Raw genomic sequence first — 18839 nt, forward strand, 5'->3', positions numbered from 1 at the left:
AGGACATCATCCGCGAAGAGACGGATCTGGATTACCACGCGCTCAACGCGATGCTGAACCTGTACGACGAGGACGGCAGGATCCAGTTCGAGCGTGACAAGCAGGCTGCCCGGCAGTACTTCCTGCAGCACGTCAACAACAACACCGTCTTCTTCCACAACCTCAAGGAGAAGCTCGACTACCTCGTCGAGAAGGACTACTACGAGCCCGAGGTTCTGGAGCAGTACTCGTTCGATTTCATCGAGCAGCTCTCGACGCGCGCCTACGATCAGAAGTTCCGCTTCCAGACATTCCTCGGCGCGTTCAAGTTCTACACCTCCTACACGCTGAAGACCTTCGACGGAAAGCGCTATCTCGAACGCTTCGAGGACCGCGTCGTCATGGTCGCTCTCTTCCTGGCTCGCGGAGACGAGACTCTGGCCACCCAGCTCGTCGACGAGATCATCGCCGGCCGCTTCCAGCCGGCCACCCCGACGTTCCTCAACGCAGGCAAGAAGCAGCGCGGTGAGCTCGTCTCCTGCTTCCTGCTGCGCATCGAAGACAATATGGAGTCGATCGGCAGGTCCATCAACTCCGCTCTGCAGCTGTCCAAGCGCGGCGGCGGCGTGGCCTTCGCTCTGACAAACATCCGCGAGTCCGGTGCACCGATCAAGAAGATCGAGAACCAGTCTTCGGGCGTCATCCCCGTCATGAAGCTGCTCGAGGACTCGTTCTCCTACGCCAACCAGCTCGGAGCCCGCCAGGGTGCCGGTGCCGTGTACCTGCACGCCCACCACCCCGACATCTACAAGTTCCTCGACACCAAGCGCGAGAACGCCGATGAGAAGATCCGGATCAAGACCCTGTCCCTGGGCGTCGTGATCCCGGACATCACCTTCGAACTGGCCAAGCGCAACGAGGACATGTACCTCTTCAGCCCCTATGACGTCGAACGCGTCTACGGTGTGCCCTTCTCCGACATCAACGTCAGCGAGAAGTACACCGAGCTCGTCGACAACGCGGCGATCAAGAAGAAGAAGATCAACGCCCGCGAGTTCTTCCAGACTCTGGCCGAGATCCAGTTCGAGTCCGGCTACCCGTATGTGATGTTCGAGGACACCGTCAACAAGGCGAACCCGATCGACGGCAAGATCATCATGTCCAACCTGTGCTCGGAGATCCTCCAGGTCTCCGAACCGAGCAAGTACGACGACGATCTCGGCTATGACGTCGTCGGCAAGGACATCTCCTGCAACCTCGGTTCGCTCAACATCGCTCTGACGATGGACTCGAGCAACTTCGGGCAGACCATCGAGACCGCGATCCGCGGACTCACCGCGGTCGCCGAGACCTCGAACATCCAGTCCGTGCCTTCGATCGCCCGCGGCAACGACATGTCGCATGCCATCGGCCTGGGGCAGATGAACCTCCACGGCTACCTCGCTCGTGAGCACATCTACTACGGTTCCGATGAGGGCCTGGACTTCACGAACATGTACTTCTACACCGTCGCCTACCACTGTGTGCGGGCGTCGATGGAGATCGCCAAGGAGCGCGGTGAGACCTTCGCCGGCTTCGAGCGGTCGAAGTACGCCACCGGCGAATACTTCGACAAGTACACCGATGAGGTCTGGCAGCCGCGCACCGCTCGTGTGACCGAGTTGTTCTCCGAAGCAGGCGTGCACATCCCGACCCAGGACGACTGGCGCGAGCTCAAGGCTCAAGTGGCCGAGCACGGCATCTACAACCAGAATCTCCAGGCCGTGCCGCCGACCGGTTCGATCTCGTACATCAACAACTCGACCTCGTCGATCCACCCGGTGGCCTCGAAGATCGAAATCCGCAAGGAGGGCAAGGTCGGCCGCGTGTACTACCCGGCTCCCTTCATGGACAACGACAATCTCGAGTACTACCAGGATGCCTACGAGATCGGCTACGAGAAGATCATCGACACGTATGCCGAGGCCACGAAACACGTGGACCAGGGGCTGTCGCTGACACTGTTCTTCATGGACACCGCCACCACTCGTGACATCAACAAGGCGCAGATCTACGCGTGGCGCAAGGGCATCAAGACCATCTACTACATCCGGCTCCGGCAGCTCGCTCTGCAGGGCACGGAAGTCGATGGCTGCGTCTCCTGCATGCTCTGATGATGGAATCGGCGGACCGATGCGAATCGGTCCGCCGGCCTCGTGCGGGCTCCAAGCCGCCGGCTGGGCCCGCACACATGACTTTCGTCTGCCGCGCAGACAGCACGTACTCACGACGAACAGCACTTTGGGAAGAGAGAAAGCGTTGGAGAATCTGACTCTGGCATCGCATGTCGATGCCATCAACTGGAACCGCGTCGTCGATCCGATCGACGACGAGGTCTGGGATCGCCTGACCGGCAACTTCTGGCTGCCGGAGAAGGTCCCGCTGAGCAACGACATCCAGTCCTGGGCGACTCTCACCGACGATGAGAAGACGCTGACGATGCGCGTCTTCACCGGTCTGACCCTGCTCGACACGATCCAGGGCACCGTCGGTGCGATCTCGCTCATCCCGGATGCGGTCACCCCGCACGAAGAGGCGGTGCTGACGAACATCGCGTTCATGGAGAGCGTGCACGCGAAGTCGTACTCTTCGATCTTCTCGACCCTGTGCTCGACGAAGGAGATCGACGAGGCCTTCCGCTGGTCGCGTGAGAACAAGTACCTGCAGTCGAAGGCCGATATCATCCTCAGCTACTACCGGGGAGACGATCCGCTCAAGCGCAAGGTCGCCTCGACGCTGCTCGAGTCCTTCCTCTTCTACTCCGGCTTCTACCTGCCCATGTACTGGTCGGCACACGCCAAACTGACGAACACCGCTGACCTCATCCGTCTGATCATCCGCGATGAGGCTGTGCACGGCTACTACATCGGCTACAAGTACCAGAAGGGTCTGGAATCGCAGCCCGAAGAGCGCAAGCAGGAGCTCAAGGACTACACGATGAACCTCATGTTCGAGCTCTACGAGAACGAGGTCGCCTACACCCACGATCTCTACGATCCCGTGGGACTGTCCGAGGACTGCAAGATGTTCCTCCACTACAACGCCAACAAGGCGCTGATGAACCTCGGTTACGAAGCGATGTTCCCCAAGGAGGTCACGAAGGTCAACCCGGCCATCCTCGCGGCTCTGTCGCCCGGCAGCGACGAGAACCACGACTTCTTCTCAGGTTCGGGATCGTCCTACGTCATCGGCAAGGCCGAGAACACCGAAGACGACGACTGGGACTTCTGAGTACTCAGCCCTGACCTGACTTTTCAGCATCGAGGCGGCCCATCCAGACGGAAAACGTTTGGATGGGCCGCCTCGCTGTTCGTGCACCGGGGCGGTTGTTCGATGAGCGTCAGGCGGAATGTTCGGAATGCGAGATTCTTTCCTCGTGGTTCGGATACTATGACTCGGCTCAGATACGATCATCGGAATCAAGTCCGCCGAGGTCAGAGGTGATCGTCAGTGTCGAACGTACGTGGACGCCGAGTCGAATTCGATGATATCGACGAGAACGATCTTGTCATCAGCGAACCGAAGACCGCGGCAGCGGGACTCAAAGCCGTCGAGGTTGCCTTCGAACGCGGACTCAAACAGGGCGGCGCGAGCCGGACCGTACGGTCGATGTTCCGCGTCAATCAGCCTGACGGCGTCGACTGCCCAGGCTGCGCGTGGCCGGAATCGATCACCGGTGATCGGAAGAAGATCGAGTTCTGCGAAAACGGGGCGAAGGCGCTCGCTGAGGAGAACACGACCCGGGTGGCGACCCCCGGCTGGTGGGAGCAGCACCCAATCTCCGTGCTCGAGCAGAAGACGGAGTACTGGCTCGGCCAATCCGGCCGCATCACCCATCCGATGATCATCCGCGAAGGGGAGTCGCACTACTCACCGATCTCCTGGGCCGACGCCTTCGAGACCATCGCCGAGCACCTCCGCGCCACCGAACCCGACCGGTCGGTCTTCTACACCTCCGGTCGCACTCCCAATGAGACAGCGTTCCTCTACCAGCTGTTTGCCCGCAGCCTGGGAACGAACAATCTTCCCGACTGTTCGAACATGTGCCACGAATCCTCCGGCACGGCACTGTCTCCGACGATCGGCATCGGCAAAGGAACCGTCTCACTTGAGGATCTCGAGAAAGCCGAACTGATCTTCGTCGTCGGGCAGAACCCGGGGACGAATCATCCGCGTATGCTCGGCACGCTCGCCGCGTGCCGGCGCAACGGCGGCAAGGTCGTCGCGGTCAATCCGCTGCCCGAGGCGGGGCTTCTCCGCTTCAAGGATCCGCAGACGCCAAAGGGCCTGCTGGCCGACGGGGAGCGGACCAGTGACGAATTCCTCCAGATCCGGGTCGGGGGAGACCAAGCGCTCTTCCAAGCGCTCGGACACCTGCTGTTGAGGAAGGAAGCAGAGACTCCGGGAACGGTCGTCGACCGGGACTTCATCGAATCCTCCACTGACGGCTTCGCCGCCTACTCGGAAGCCAGGCAGGAGCTCAACTGGGCGGAGACAGAGCTCGCCACCGGTCTCGAACGAGCCGAGATCGAACACGTCGCGGATCTGCTGGCGAAGTCGAGGGCAACGATCTTCTGCTGGGCATTGGGCATCACGCAGCAGCCTCATTCGGTCGACACGATCAAAGAGATCATCAACCTGCTCTTACTCCAGGGCAATTTCGGTAAGCCCGGGGCAGGGGCCTGCCCGGTGCGGGGGCACTCGAATGTCCAGGGCGACCGCACCTTCGGGATCTGGGAGAAGCCGAAGGAGGACTTCCTACAGCGCCTGGATGCCGAATTCGGCATCAATGCGCCCCGGAGGCACGGCTATGACTCCACAGAGGCGATGCATGCCATGGCCCGCGGAGACGTCGACGTGTTCATGTCCTTGGGCGGGAACTTGGCCATGGCCAACTCCGACACCGCCGCAATGGAGGCCGGACTCAAACGCACAGGCCTCACCGTGCATATTTCCACGAAGCCCAACCGTTCCCATGTCGTCCACGGCAAGACGTCGATCATCCTCCCGACGCTCGGACGCACCGACAAGGATGACAAGCACCCCGGAGGAGCACAGTTCCTCTCGGTCGAGAACTCCATGTCGGTCGTCAGCCGCACCCAAGGTCGGCTCGAGCCGGTCTCCGACCACCTCCTTGCCGAACCGGTGCTGCTGGCCCGGATCGCCGAGGCGGTCTTCGGACCCGATCACGTCATCGACTGGAGGGCGATGGCCGAAGACTATGACGTCATCCGCGACCGCATCTCACGGGTCGTGGAAGGCACCGAGGACTTCAACCGCCGCGTGCGGGACAAATACGGCTTCGTTCTGCCCAATCCGCCCCGTGATACACGGACTTTCGCGACAGCCGAAGGACGGGCGCAGTTCAGCACGCGCGAACTCGAATATCTGCTGCCGCCGGAGGGACACCTGGTGCTGCAGACGATGCGCTCGCACGATCAATACAACACGACCTTCTACGGGCTCGACGATCGCTATCGGGGAATCTCGGGCGGGCGCAGGGTGATTCTCATCAATCCTGCCGATCTCGGCCCTGCCGGTGTCGACGACGGTCAGCTCGTCGATGTTGTCTCGGTCTTCAACGGGGAAGAGCGACGGGCGGAGAAATTCCGGATGGTCGCCTATCCGACGGCCCGCGGCTGTGTCGCTGCCTACTATCCGGAGGCGAACGCGTTGGTTCACCGGGACCTCGTGGCCAGAGAGTCGAACACTCCGGGATTCAAAGCCGTTATGGTGCGGTTCGAACCACGCACCGATGACGAGGAACCTGCAGAGATCCACAGCCTCGTTGACGCGCATGGGTGAACGACAGACGCCCACCTGCTGCGTAAAACCCGGCAGCAAGTGGGCGTCTTCTCAATCAGTGAGGATCAGTCCGGCCCGGTCGGGCCATGTCGATCCCTGCAGATCAGGGCGACCGAGGTTCGGTCAGGCAGCGGCCATCGGCGTGATCTCACGCAGCGAGGTGCCGGTGAACAGCACAACTCGACCGGTCGCATCCTTGATCGTGATCTCACCAGGAGCCTGACGGCTGATCCGGGGATCGATCAATCCTGCGTGTGCGAGTCCGCGCTGGACCCACTGTGGGAACTCAGACATGGTTCCCTCCTTTCTTCAGTTGTGAATAGCAGGCAACGACGCGCGCTATTCTTCAGGTTCTCAATACGGCGATTGGGTGATCGCCATGGGGATCTGCGATTCGAAGAGACACAGTGTCCGGAACATTCATCTGCAAAGTCGAACCATGATCGGGGCCTACGACTTCAAAAGCTTGTCGTCAGGAGCAACGCAACGATCAGTTCGATGAATGCGGACAACTTCGAACGCAAGTTGTAAGCTTAACGCGTCTATGTCGACGTTGTCCAATTGAGGTCAGAACCCTAGGCTCAGGTCGACCGACCTTACCTCCGGCCATCTCGCCGAGGCGGCACCGAACCTTACCGTTGATCCTCTCGCCGTAGTGGACCTGCAAATCGTTTTTGCCGGCCTCTGGCCGAGGAGGCTCTGAATGCCCCTATCGTCGGCCCTGCAACCGTGCCCGGAGTCGCAGCCACAGGATCACCGTGGCTATGAAGAGCACGACCCCACCCGCCAAGAGGACGAGCGCCAGGGGATTGTCCAGTGCTGCACCGACGGTCTGGGATGCCATGGATGACTCCGATTCATCGGACTTCTGGGACTCCGTCGTTCCGCTCGAATCCGATTCGGCGCCCCCGGCATCACTCGAGCTGCCAGTGGCGGTGGGGGCCGCCTCGGCGGTGGCCTGAACCCCGACGGGCACGGTCTGCAGCGATTTCGGGTCCTTCTGGGCGAAATCCCAGTCGAGCAGGTCCACGGCGACCTGGCGAGAGTTGTTGTCGATGCCGAGCATCGTCGCGACCACACGGTGCCCGTCGCGCTCGGCCACGGCCACGTACGAGCCCTTCGCCGCCCGAGTGAACCCGTTCTTCAGGCCCAGCCCGCCGTCGACCTGGCCGACGATCTTCGTATGGTTCTGGATCTCGTAGCCCTTGAACTTCTCTTTCGTCTGCGGGTTCTTTCCGCCCGGGAATTGATAAGTCTCCGTGCCGATGACCTTCATGAGGTAGTCGTCTTCGCACACCGCCCACGCGAGCTTCATGAGGTCCTCAGCGGTCGTGTACTGGCCCTTTGCATCGAGTCCCGAGGTGTTCTTCGCCTGCGTATTCGACATGCCCAGCTCGGCCGCCTTCTCGTTCATCAGCTTCACTGCCTTGTCTTGCCCGCCGGCTGCACGACCCAGTGCATTCGCCGCATCGTTGGCGCTCGACATCAGCATCGCGTGGAAGAGCAGATCGATGGAGTACTTGTTCGTCTGCATGAGACCGACCTTCGTCCCATCGACTTCCATGTCCTCGAACTCGGCGGTCACTTTCTTCTTCTTGTCGTCGAACTCGTCCACGAGCGCCAGAGCCGTGAGCAGCTTGATCGTCGACGCCGGAGCGTGCCGCTTCTCCACATTCTTCGCCACGTGCAGTTCTCCGGAGTCGAGGTCGCCCACCAACCAGGACGTGCCCGTCGGCTTCGGGGGCTTCGCGCCGTCACCGAGGTCCTCTGGACTGACATACGCCGGTGCTGTCGACTCCGCCGGCTGCGGCACCGCGTGTGCGGGGGCGGGGGAGTGGACGAGCTGCGCGGCGAGCATCAGCAGTGCGGCGGCGAAGCCGAGGATGCTCAGGGGCAGGCTGTGTAGTGAGGAAGCAGTCGAGCGGGTGAAACGCATGCGCACCAGTCTACTTTCGCCGCGAGCAGCTCGTCCTCAGGATTCGTTCACTCGAGGCGGCACCTCACCGAGACGAAGCTTGTGGTGGCAGCCCAGTTTGAGATGGATAGCCCACGTTCAAACGTGGGCTATCCACCCTCAACTGGGCCGTGGTGAAAAGCACCCAATCACGGCGGGACAGACGAAAGCGGCCCCGCACCGTGTGGTGCGGGGCCGCTGCAGTCGGGATCAGACTGGCGCGATCAGAATGCGCGCTGCAGGATCGCCTGCTTCACCTCGGCGATGGCCTTGGTGATCTCGATGCCGCGAGGGCAGGCCTCGGTGCAGTTGAAGGTGGTGCGGCAGCGCCACACGCCTTCCTTGTCGTTGAGGACCTCGAGGCGCATGTCTCCGCCTTCGTCACGCGAATCGAAGATGAAGCGGTGCGCGTTGACGATCGCGGCCGGACCGAAGTACTGGCCGTCGGTCCAGAACACGGGGCACGACGAGGTGCACGCAGCGCAGAGGATGCACTTCGTGGTGTCGTCGAAGGCCGCACGCTGTTCGGCCGACTGCAGACGCTCACGCGTGGGCTCGTGTCCCGAGGTGACGAGGAACGGCATGACCTCGCGGTACGACTGGAAGAAGGGCTCCATGTCGACGATCATGTCCTTCTCGAGCGGCAGGCCCTTGATCGCCTCGACGGTGATCGGCTTGGACGTGTCGAGGTCCTTGAGCAGAGTCTTGCAGGCCAGACGGTTGCGGCCGTTGATGCGCATCGCATCGGAGCCGCAGACGCCGTGGGCGCAGGACCGGCGGAAGGACAGCGAACCGTCGATCTCCCACTTGATCTTGTGGAGAGCATCCAGCACACGGTCGGTGCCGTACATCGTGATGCTGTATTCCTCCCAGTGCGGCTCGGAATCGACCTCGGGGTCGAAGCGAGCGATCCGGAAGGTGCAGTCGAAGGACGGGATGGACCCGCCTTCGCCTGACACATGTGTCGGCAGGTCGATCTTCGACGCTGGCTCTGGGGTGGTATCGGTGCTCATCAGTACTTACGCTCCATCGGCTGGTAACGGGTGACGATGACGGGCTTCGTCTCAAGACGCATGCCCTTGATGCCGTCGGTCTCCGCTTCGGGATCGAGGTAGGTCATCGTGTGGTGCATGAAGTTCTCGTCGTCACGATCCGGGAAGTCCTCGCGGAAGTGTCCTCCACGCGATTCCTTGCGGTGGATGGCGGCGACAGAGATGACCTCGGCGAGCTCGAGCAGGAAGCCGAGCTCGACGGCCTCGAGCAGATCGAGGTTGTAGCGCTTGCCGCGATCCTGGATGCCCACGTTGTTGTAGCGCTCGCGCAGTTTGGCGATCTCGTCGAGAGCGTCACGCAGAGTCTCGTCGGTGCGGAACACCTGCACGTTGGCGTCCATGATGTCCTGCAGATCCTTGCGGATCGCCGCGATGCGTTCGGTGCCGTCCGAGGTGCGCATCTTCTCGAGCATCTCGACGACGTCGTTCGCCGGGTTCTCGGGCAGTTCGACGGACTCGGCGGTCTTCGCGTATTCCGCAGCGGCGATGCCGGCGCGCTTGCCGAAGACGTTGATGTCGAGCAGCGAGTTCGTGCCCAGACGGTTCGAACCGTGCACCGACACGCAGGCGCATTCACCGGCGGCGTAGAGGCCGGGGATGACGGTGTCGTTGTCGGCGAGGACTTCGGCTTCGATGTTCGTCGGGATGCCGCCCATCGCGTAGTGCGCGGTCGGGAAGACCGGCACCGGCTCCGTGTAGGGCTCCACACCGAGGTAGGTGCGGGCGAACTCGGTGATGTCCGGCAGCTTCTCGTCGATGTGTGAGGGCTCGAGGTGAGTGAGGTCGAGCAGGACGTAGTCCTTGTTCGGTCCGCAGCCACGGCCTTCGCGCACTTCGTTAGCCATCGAACGGGCCACGATGTCACGCGGGGCGAGGTCCTTGATCGTCGGGGCATAGCGCTCCATGAAGCGCTCACCCTCGGAGTTGCGGAGGATTCCGCCCTCACCGCGAGCCGCCTCGGACAGCAGGATGCCCAGGCCGGCGAGGCCTGTCGGGTGGAACTGGAAGAACTCCATGTCCTCCAGCGGGATTCCGCGGTTGTAGGTCACGGCCATGCCGTCGCCGGTCAGGGTGTGTGCGTTCGAGGTGGTCTTGAAGACCTTGCCGACACCGCCGGTGGCGAAGACGACCGACTTGGCCTGGAAGACGTGGATCTCACCGGTGGCCAGTTCGTAGGACACGACGCCTGCGGGGCGCTTGACCCCGTCGACCTCGGTCATGAGGAGGTCGAGGACGTAGAACTCGTTGTAGAACTCCACGCCGTGCTTGACGCACTGTTGGTACAGGGTCTGGAGGATCATGTGACCGGTGCGGTCTGCGGCGTAGCAGGAGCGGCGCACGGCGGACTTGCCGTGGTCGCGGGTGTGACCGCCGAAGCGGCGCTGGTCGATCTTGCCTTCGGGGGTGCGGTTGAACGGCAGCCCCATCTTCTCGAGATCGAGGACGGCGTCGATGGCTTCCTTGGCCATCACCTCGGCGGCGTCCTGGTCGACCAGGTAGTCACCGCCCTTGACGGTGTCGAAGGTGTGCCATTCCCAGTTGTCCTCTTCCACGTTCGCCAGTGCGGCGCACATTCCGCCCTGGGCGGCTCCGGTGTGCGAACGGGTGGGGTAGAGCTTGGTGAGAACGGCGGTGCGGGCACGCTGGCCCGACTCGATCGCCGCACGCATGCCGGCGCCGCCGGCACCGACGATGACGACGTCGTAATGATGTACCTGCATGTTTCTCCTTTAGGCCTTGCAGAACTCAGCCAGGACCGAGGGGTCCGCTCCGGCCGGGCAGGGATCGAACGTGAAGATGACGAGCGTGCCGAGCACGATGACGATGACCGAGGCGATGTAGAGGATCACCTGCAGGGACATGCGTGTGCCGGGCTTCTCGGAGTAGTCCATGATGATGGTGCGCAGACCGTTGGTGCCGTGCAGCATCGCCAGCCACAGCATGAGCAGATCCCAGATCTGCCAGAACGGGCTGGCCCACTTGCCTGCGACGAAGCCGAAGTCGATGGCCTGGACGCCGTCGCCGGCCCACAGGTTCACGAACAGGTGGCCGAAGATGAGGATGACGAGCACGACGCCGGAGATGCGCATGAACAGCCATGCGAACATCTCGAACTTCGAACGCGTCGACTTGTGCCGGGAGTAGCCGGTCCGCGGAGCCGGAATGGATGTTGTGCTCATGTCAGCCTCCGAAGGTGTGCATCAGCTGGCGGGGAATGAAGGCGATCATGATGATGAGCCACACAACCATGACTCCCCAGAACAGCTTCTTCTGATTTTTCGGGCCACTCTTCGAGAAATCGACGAGAATGACGCGCAGACCGTTGAACGCATGGAATGCGATTGCGGCGACGAGCGCGATCTCACCGAATGCCATGACCGGTGTCTTATAGGTTCCGATCACTGCGTTGTAGGCCTCGGGCGAGACGCGGACGAGTGCAGTATCGAGCACGTGGACCAGAAGGAAGAAGAAGATTCCGACGCCTGTGACGCGATGCGCGACCCAGGACCACATTCCTTCGTTTCCTCGGTACAGAGTGCCCGTAGACGCTTTGGCCACGGAGCATCCTCCATCTTGAATATTCGGGTGTGTACGTCTAGAAACTACGCCGAAGACCGCTTCCGTGCCAGTCGAGACACGGCTGAGCGTCGCGGATCACACCGCAACCCTGGCAATTCCCTCAAAACTGGGATTTCGCGTCTCACGAAATTTCAATTACATCACAGTCGTGTGCTCTAAATTGTTGCGCTCCCGTCCTGACCCGGGCGGCCCGGGAACTCAGGTGCACCATCCCCGAGGCGGCTCTGAGGTGGGGAGATCCCCACCGGATCCCTGGGGATCGGCTCATCCGACACGGCGGGCAACCTCGGGGAAGGTGTGCCCGAATTCTGAGACACTGAAATCGTGAACACGCACTTCCACGCCATCATCCCCGCCGGCGGATCCGGAACGCGCCTGTGGCCGCTGTCTCGCCGGGCGACGCCGAAGTTCCTCCACGATGTCCTCGGCCTCGGCCGCAGCCTCATCCAGGCCACCTGGGACCGGGTCGCGCCGATCGTCGGCGAAGACAGGGTCTGGGTGGTCACCGGTGAGAGTCACTTCGACCAGGTCGCCGAGCAGCTGCCGCATATCGCTCGCGCCCAGATCATCGCCGAACCGTCCCCGAAGGACTCTGCCGCCGCCATCGGACTGGCGGCCATGATCATCGCCCGCGAGGACCCCGACGCCATCGTCGGTTCGTTCTCCGCCGACCATTCGATCACGAACGTCGACGAATTCCGTCTCGTCATCGACCAGGCCGTCGCTGCCGCGGAGACCGGTGACATCGTCACCATCGGCATCATGCCCCGCAATCCTGCCACCGCCTACGGTTATATCGAGACCGGTGAGCTGCTCGGGCTCGACGGGGCGCCCACGGCCAGGCGGGCGCTGGCATTCGCGGAGAAGCCGGAGGCGAGCACGGCCCGTCAGTATGTGAATTCCGGACGCTACCGCTGGAACGCGGGCATGTTCATCGCCAAGGCGTCCTCCCTCCTCGACATCCTCGCCGAGGAGGACCCGCCGCTCTATTCGGGACTGGCCCGAATCGCCGAGGCCTGGGACACTCCTGACCACGACGAGGTCCTCAGTGCTGTGTGGCCCGGACTGGAGAAGCGAGCCATCGACTATGTGGTGGCCGAGCCCGCGGCCGCGGCCGGTCGTGTCATCGTCATCCCCGGTGACTTCGGCTGGGACGACGTCGGCGACTTCGACTCGGTGGCCCGCCTGCGGCAGCCGGTGCCCGGGGAGCCGCGCGGAGTGATCTCGATCGGCGGGAACACCGACCTGCTCGAGGTCGATGCCTCGGGGGTCGTGTTCTCCGAAGGACCGCGGACCGTGGCGATCGTCGGACTCGAAGACCTCGTCGTCGTCGACACCGACGACGTCCTGCTCATCACCTCCCGCTCGCACGCCCAGGACGTGAAGAAGGCAGTGTCCGTCGCCGGTGAGCGCGGACTCGACGAACTGCTCTGAGTCGCTGGGCCGCCCCCGGGCGTGGGGGATCGAACTGCGAAGTATGTCGAAATTGGTCGCAATGGGCACATTTATGACATCGAGTGCTTAGCATTGCTTGAAATGTTCGACATCGCCCATCCCCGACCTCCCCGCCCTGAAGGACCCGACGTGATCAGCTCGACAATCGCTGAGATCGGTGCAGAACTCATCGATTTCCGCCGCGACATCCATGCCCATCCGGAACTGTCCTTCCAGGAGTTCGAGACCACCGACAAGATCGTCGCCCGTCTCGAGGCCGCAGGTCTGGGTCCCCAGCGCCTCGAAGGCACCGGGGTCGTCTGCGAGGTCGGCGAGGGGCCGGTGGCCGTGGGACTGCGAGCCGATATCGACGCCCTGCCGGTTGATGACCTCATCGACGAGGAATTCCGTTCCACCGTTCCCGGCGTCGCCCATGCCTGCGGCCACGACGTCCACCTGACCTCGCTCATCGGCGCCGGCATCGCCCTGCAGAAGATCCATGAATCACGGCCCGGCGGCCTCGGCGGTCGCGTGCGACTGATCTTCCAGCCCGGTGAGGAAGTCACCCCGGGCGGTGCGCTGCGCGTGATCTCCCAGGGCGTCCTCGACGACGTGCCCGAAGTCTATGCCGTTCACTGTGACCCGAACGTCGACATCGGCAAGGTCGGTTCGCGCATCGGCGCCATCACCGCTGCCGGCGACACGGTCATCATCCGCCTCTCCGGTCACGGCGGGCACACCTCCCGTCCCCATCTGACCGAAGACCTCGTCTATGCGCTCGGCAAGCTCGCCACCGACCTGCCCTCGACCCTGGGCCGGCTGATCGATCCGCGGCACGCGATCTCCCTTGTGTGGGGCGAGATCAGCGCCGGTCACGCAGCGAACGTCGTTCCCAGCGAGGGGATTCTGCGCGGAACCCTGCGCTGCCTCGACGTGGACGGCTGGAACCAGGTCGCCGAGGTGCTGCCCGAGCTCGTCGACCGCATCGCCGGACCGTACGGAGTCGAGGTCGACCTCGAACACCGCCGAGGCGTCCCACCGGTGGTCAACACCGAAGACCAGGTCACCCTCATCGAATCCGCGGTCCGCGGTGAGCTCGGCGAGAACTCGGTGCAGCTGACCCCGCAGTCCATGGGCGGTGAGGACTTCGCGTGGTACCTCACCCACTGCCCGGGTGCGCTCATCCGGCTGGGCACCCGCACACCCGGCGGCATCACCTACGACATCCACCAGGGTGATCTGCTCATCGACGAACGCGCCGTGGAGATCGCCGCCCGCGTATTCACCGCCACCGCTCTCAAGGTCCTCGACCGCGACCGCTGATCGACCTGTCACGGTCCGCGACCAAACGACAGCGATCGGTGGCTGCTCGGCTGCGCCGGCTGTCCACGCTGATTACCCGGCCGATAATCTTGATGTCATGAGTCTCCGAACCCGCAGCACCTCCATCGCCGCCTTCACCGCGGTGGGCACCCTGGTGCTGACCGGCTGCTCCGTCACGACTCCCGAAGCCCTCGAAGAGGAACGGCTCGGCTGCCTCGTCTCGGCTCCGGCCGGCTTCGACGATCACTCGGCCGGTGCGCTCACCCTCGAGGAGGCGGAACTGGCCCGTGGGGCCGGGGTCTTCTCGGGTACCTCGAGCCAGCGTGTCTCGGGTGGGTCGGCCACCTCGGCGGCATTGGATCGGATGCACAGACACGACTGTGCACTGACCACGGTCATCGGACCCGGGGGAGCGGACGAACTCGCGGACTTCGCCGCCGCCCACCCCGATGATCTGTTCCTCGGGGTCTCCAGCGGCACCGACGACCTGCCGAAGAACGTGCTGAGCATGGACTTCGACCTCGTCCCGCCGGCGTTCATCGCGGGATACACCGCTGCCACAGCCTCGGAGACGGGGAAGGTCGGGGTCGTCGTCGCGCACGGTTTCCCGCAGTCCGAACGCATCCTGGCCGCCTTCGACGCCGGGGTCGACCTGTACAACAAGGAGAAGGACGAGGACCTGCCGAAGGCGGAGTCCTATCGTCCCTCCTCGGGCGGGGCCGCCTCGGCGAACGGTTCGCCTCGGACGATCGACGATACCCGCGACGCCGGGAAGGACTACTTCGAACGGTCCTTCGATGCCGATGTCGACGTGCTCGTCCCGTTCGGATCGGCGGCCGCGATGGGGGTGGTCACCTCGGCGGATGAGAAGCGGACCGAGCTGACCGCGGCAACGGAGGATCCGGAGGGCGACGATGAGGGACCGAGCCTGCCGAAAGTCGTCTGGTACGGCACCGCCGGCGGGTTCTCCAAGGCGATCGTGGCCACCCTGGAGCCGAACGTGCGCCGCGGACTGCGCACGATGTTCCCCGACTGGCCGCAGAGCAAGAACCCCGACGAGGTGGCCCCCGCCCCGAAGACCGGGCCCGAGGAGATCGGCGGCTTCCGCGTCGCCGACCGTCATTATTGGGGCACCCTCGACAACGGGGGAGTGCGCATCGTCGCCGAGGACGGATTCCTCTCCCGTGTCTCCGACGCCGGACGCGGAATCACGGACCTGCGCGAGCGGATCAAGAGCGGGGAGATCGACCCGGAGAAAGGATGAGGGCCGCGCGCCGCATCGGATAAGCTGAGACGGTGATGAATGTACCCGCCGGCGTCGCATCGGACGACCCCATCCTGCAGCTGCCCAAAGTCTCCCTCCACGATCACCTCGACGGCGGTCTGCGCCCGTCGACGATGCTCGAACTGGCCGACTCGATCGGTCACACCCTGCCCGCCTCCGATGCCGAATCGCTGCGCCGGTGGTTCTCGGAGTCCGCGAACTCCGGTGACCTGGTCCGCTACCTCGAGACGTTCTCGCACACCGTGGCGGTCATGCAGAGCGAGGACAACCTGCGCCGCGTGGCCAAGGAATGGGTCCTCGACCAGGTGGCCGACGGAGTCTTCTATGCCGAGGCCCGGTGGGCTCCCGAACAGCACCTCGAAGGCGGACTCGAACTCGACGCCGTCGTCGAAGCCGTCCAGGACGGTCTGGAAGCCGGCGTCTCCGAGGCCGCGGCCGAGGGCAAGTACATCCGCGTCGGACAGCTCATCACGGCCATGCGTCAGGCCGACAACTCGCTGGCGATCGCCGAACTGGCCATCCGCCATCGTGAGAAGGGCGCGGATTCCGGTGTCATCGGCTTCGACATCGCCGGACCCGAGAACGGCTTCCCGCCGTCTGCGCACCTCTCCGCCTTCAACGCCCTGCACCAGGCCTATGTGCCGGTGACGATCCATGCCGGTGAGGCCGCCGGCAAGGAATCCATCCACGAGGCTGTCACGATCTGCCACGCTCAGCGTCTGGGCCATGGTGCGCGCATCGTCGAGGACATGGACATCGTCGACGGCCAGGGGCAGCTCGGCAGCCTCGCCGCCTGGGTCCTCGACCAGCAGATCCCGCTCGAACTGTGCCCGAGCTCCAACCTGCAGACCGACATCGGCGGCACCATCGCCAGCCACCCGATCACGGGGCTCAAGGATCTCGGATTCGCTGTCACCATCAACCCGGACAACCGGCTCATGTCCGGCACTTCCGTGTCGCGTGAGATGCGTCTGCTCGTCGATGAGGCCGGTTGGAACCAGACGGACCTCGAATGGGCGACGGTCAACGCCATCACCGCTGCCTTCCTGCCGCTGGATGTGCGCGAGCGCATGCTCGACGAGATCCTCATCCCCGGATTCGCCCGGGTGACCATTTGAGCTCACACAATGACCGGGCCGCAGCGTCCGGTGCCTCACCGGAGCCCGAGGGGCACGGCGTTCCGACCCCACGGGCGATGCTGCTGCCCGTGAGCGCCCTCGGCATCCAGGCGCTGGCCCTGGTCGGTGCGGCGGTGTCATTCGTCATCACCGCGATCACCGCCGGCCCCTTGGCGGCTTCGCTGATCGGTCTGGCCGTCATGTTCCTCATCTTCGCGGCCGGTGTCGGCGCCGCGGCCCGGGGCGCCTGGCGTCTGCATCGGTGGGCGCGTCCGGCGGCGATCGCCTTCGAGCTGCTCGTCATCGTCTTCGCCTTCAGCGTCATCGGCGGTTCCCTGTGGCTGGGGCTGGCCTGCCTGGTCACCGCCATCGCCGTGCTCTTGGGCTTCTTCCTGCCCGCAGTCGTCGACGCCTACAACCGAGCGCTGACCGACTAGGCGTGTTTAAGCAGGTACTCGTCCGAATGTAGGTCGTTATCGGATACTTTCGAGCGAGAGAAGTATCCGATAGCGACCTGAGTTCTGCGCTGGGTATCTGTTGGCGACCCAGGTTTTTTCGAGTTCAAGCAGCTGGGGCGACCCGACGCTGCTGGGAGAACGCGTCAACTGTGCGCAGATTGCCAAAATCCGGCGTCTGATGGGCAATCTGCGCACACTTAATTCATGTCAGCGGTGCTAGTTGGGCAGATTCCGACCGACAGCGCCGTCCGCAGTGCGCCAGTGGCTGCCGACAGGCAGCATCACATCGTCGGCGGCGACCATTTCTGGACGCTCGCAGCCTGAGCGGCGATGAGTCGCGACGGAACCGCTGAGAAGACGGCATTGCGCAGCCGCGCCAGCAGCGGCGATTCGAGTTGGAACACCTGCCCCATCAGCCGAGACTTCTGTGCGATCGACTGCGTCCGCGGACGCCGCAGCGAGTCATAGCGGCTGAGTGCCGCACCGAGGTCTGCCGGCGCTGAGGCGCGTGTGCCCACATCGTCGGCAGAGTTCACACCTGCGCCCGCTCTAGCACCTGCGCCCGCTCCCGCACCTGCAGCGGAGACTGGTATCTCGGCTTGCTCCACCATCCGCCCGGGTCGATTCGCCTCGGGCCCCGGAGACTTACTGATCAGCGGGGCAAGCAGGACGGTGAGCGTCGCTGCGTCTTCGAGGGCCTGACCGCCACCCTGACCGAGGTTCGGCGTCATCGCATGTGCGGCATCGCCGACGAGGACGACTCGGCCGCGGTGATAACGACGCAACCGGCGGGAGAGGTCGGAGATAGCGGTGCGACGGACCTCCTCGGCGGGGGTGGCGGCAATGAGATCGGCGATGGGGGAGTGCCAGCCTGTGAACATCTGCTCGATCGTCGCCTTCTCATCGGCGAAGACCGCGTTCTGCGGCATATTCGCCACAGCGAACCAGTAGACGCGGCCGTCGGCCAGCGGAGCGATGCCGAAGCGGCGTCCGTGCCCGACCGACTCCCCGGCCTCGCCGGACAGATCCACCGGCACCGAGGTGATGCCCCGCCACGCCGAATACCCGGAGTACCGCGGTGCCACCGGTTCACCGTCGACGACGGTGCGGACCCGGCTGTGCAGACCGTCGGCGCCGATGATGAGGTCGAAACGCTCTGCCTTCGACTCCATCGTGCTCGAATCGTCGGCGGACCTGGCCCTGATAGTCAGCGTCCCGTCGGTGCCGGTCGCCGTCGCCTCGGTGCCGGTTCGCACTGTCCCGGGAGCCAGAGCATCGAGGAGGATGCGGTGGAGGTCGGCCCGGTCGACGATGCGCAGCGCACCGACCGAATCATCGGGCACCTGAGCGATCCAGTGCCCGTCTGCGCGGCGCTGACCTGCGGCGAAGCCTTCGACGCTGGAGTCGGTCACGGCGTCGAACGCCTCGCGCAGACCGAGCGACTCCAGTGCGGCAAGCCCGTTGGCGAAGATCGACAGTCCCGAACCACCGGCCCTCACTTCGGGGGCACGTTCGAACACGGTGACCTCGGCGCCGGCCCTCTGCAGTCCCACGGCCGTCGAGAGTCCGCCGATTCCAGCTCCGACGACAGCGATCTTCATGAACTCATCGTCGCACGCAGAACGCCGGGTGGCGACGCCGCCGGTTGACCGTTGGTACGCGTTAAGTGTGCGCAGATTACCCAAAACGGGCGGCGGTTTCTAGGTTCTAGTGCAACACCCGGTCTGACCAGCACTATCAGACCGGGTGTTTCCACTGAACGAAGGAACACCCCCATGACCACGCACTACAGACGTCCACGGCTGCCCTTCC

General features: G+C 63.8%; 15 protein-coding genes. 8 read left to right on the plus strand and 7 right to left on the minus strand.

What is annotated here, in order from left to right:
* Window positions 1-5 precede the first annotated feature (5 nt).
* The 3 genes from nrdE to HK108_RS17740 all read left to right on the plus strand — a co-directional run bounded on the left by nrdE (window position 6) and on the right by HK108_RS17740 (window position 5823).
* Window positions 6-2132: a class 1b ribonucleoside-diphosphate reductase subunit alpha gene (gene nrdE, locus HK108_RS17730; protein WP_229664253.1), complete on the plus strand. Its 2127-nt coding sequence runs from the start codon at window positions 6-8 to the stop codon at window positions 2130-2132.
* A gap of 145 nt (window positions 2133-2277) precedes the next feature.
* Entirely contained in the window at window positions 2278-3249 is a 972-nt protein-coding gene (nrdF, locus tag HK108_RS17735) for a class 1b ribonucleoside-diphosphate reductase subunit beta (RefSeq protein WP_139470360.1), read from the plus strand.
* A 219-nt stretch (window positions 3250-3468) separates the two neighbouring features.
* Window positions 3469-5823 carry an FdhF/YdeP family oxidoreductase gene (locus HK108_RS17740; protein ID WP_229664250.1) on the plus strand — a complete coding sequence of 785 codons (2355 nt, stop codon included), beginning with the start codon at window positions 3469-3471 and terminating at the stop codon, window positions 5821-5823.
* Between the two features lie 123 nt (window positions 5824-5946).
* On the opposite strand, the gene HK108_RS17745 is transcribed toward HK108_RS17740, so the two are convergent.
* The 6 genes from HK108_RS17745 to sdhC form a co-directional block, all read right to left on the minus strand.
* The gene (locus HK108_RS17745) at window positions 5947-6117 is read right to left on the minus strand and encodes a hypothetical protein (protein ID WP_172171077.1); all 171 of its coding nucleotides are present in this window, start codon (window positions 6115-6117) and stop codon (window positions 5947-5949) included.
* A 415-nt stretch (window positions 6118-6532) separates the two neighbouring features.
* Window positions 6533-7759, minus strand: coding sequence for a D-alanyl-D-alanine carboxypeptidase family protein (locus HK108_RS17750; protein WP_139470359.1), 1227 nt, complete (start codon window positions 7757-7759; stop codon window positions 6533-6535).
* Window positions 7760-8001: 242 nt separating this feature from the next.
* On the minus strand, window positions 8002-8790 hold the full coding sequence (locus HK108_RS17755) for a succinate dehydrogenase iron-sulfur subunit (protein ID WP_101546859.1): 789 nt from the start codon (window positions 8788-8790) through the stop codon (window positions 8002-8004).
* On the minus strand, window positions 8790-10550 hold the full coding sequence (gene sdhA, locus HK108_RS17760; RefSeq protein WP_139470358.1) for a succinate dehydrogenase flavoprotein subunit: 1761 nt from the start codon (window positions 10548-10550) through the stop codon (window positions 8790-8792). Before sdhA ends, HK108_RS17755 begins: the two co-directional genes overlap by 1 nt.
* Before the next feature lie 9 nt (window positions 10551-10559).
* Window positions 10560-11009 (minus strand): succinate dehydrogenase hydrophobic membrane anchor subunit, encoded by a 450-nt coding sequence (locus tag HK108_RS17765; protein ID WP_025778711.1) that lies wholly within the window; start codon window positions 11007-11009, stop codon window positions 10560-10562.
* 1 nt (window position 11010) lies between these two features.
* A complete protein-coding gene (sdhC, locus tag HK108_RS17770; protein WP_081770431.1) occupies window positions 11011-11388 on the minus strand; it encodes a succinate dehydrogenase, cytochrome b556 subunit in 378 nt (125 codons plus the stop codon).
* A 345-nt stretch (window positions 11389-11733) separates the two neighbouring features.
* On the opposite strand from sdhC, the gene HK108_RS17775 reads away from it, so the two are divergent.
* The 5 genes from HK108_RS17775 (at window position 11734) to HK108_RS17795 (ending at window position 17006) form a co-directional block, all read left to right on the plus strand.
* The gene (locus HK108_RS17775) at window positions 11734-12843 is read left to right on the plus strand and encodes a mannose-1-phosphate guanylyltransferase (protein WP_181272497.1); all 1110 of its coding nucleotides are present in this window, start codon (window positions 11734-11736) and stop codon (window positions 12841-12843) included.
* A gap of 150 nt (window positions 12844-12993) precedes the next feature.
* Window positions 12994-14166 (plus strand): amidohydrolase, encoded by a 1173-nt coding sequence (locus tag HK108_RS17780; RefSeq protein WP_139470356.1) that lies wholly within the window; start codon window positions 12994-12996, stop codon window positions 14164-14166.
* Between the two features lie 97 nt (window positions 14167-14263).
* Window positions 14264-15430, plus strand: coding sequence for a BMP family ABC transporter substrate-binding protein (locus HK108_RS17785; protein ID WP_139470355.1), 1167 nt, complete (start codon window positions 14264-14266; stop codon window positions 15428-15430).
* 35 nt (window positions 15431-15465) lie between these two features.
* Window positions 15466-16569 carry an adenosine deaminase gene (locus tag HK108_RS17790; protein ID WP_181272498.1) on the plus strand — a complete coding sequence of 368 codons (1104 nt, stop codon included), beginning with the start codon at window positions 15466-15468 and terminating at the stop codon, window positions 16567-16569.
* A complete protein-coding gene (locus HK108_RS17795) occupies window positions 16566-17006 on the plus strand; it encodes a hypothetical protein (protein WP_229664251.1) in 441 nt (146 codons plus the stop codon). Before HK108_RS17790 ends, HK108_RS17795 begins: the two co-directional genes overlap by 4 nt.
* Window positions 17007-17308: 302 nt before the next feature.
* Here the strand turns inward: HK108_RS17795 and HK108_RS17800 are convergent, their stop codons facing one another.
* Window positions 17309-18628, minus strand: a complete 1320-nt coding sequence (locus HK108_RS17800; RefSeq protein ID WP_229664252.1) for an FAD-dependent oxidoreductase — start codon at window positions 18626-18628, stop codon at window positions 17309-17311.
* Window positions 18629-18839 lie beyond the last annotated feature (211 nt).

The sequence above is a fragment of the Brevibacterium sediminis genome, assembly GCF_013623905.1.
Classification (GTDB): domain Bacteria; phylum Actinomycetota; class Actinomycetes; order Actinomycetales; family Brevibacteriaceae; genus Brevibacterium; species Brevibacterium sediminis.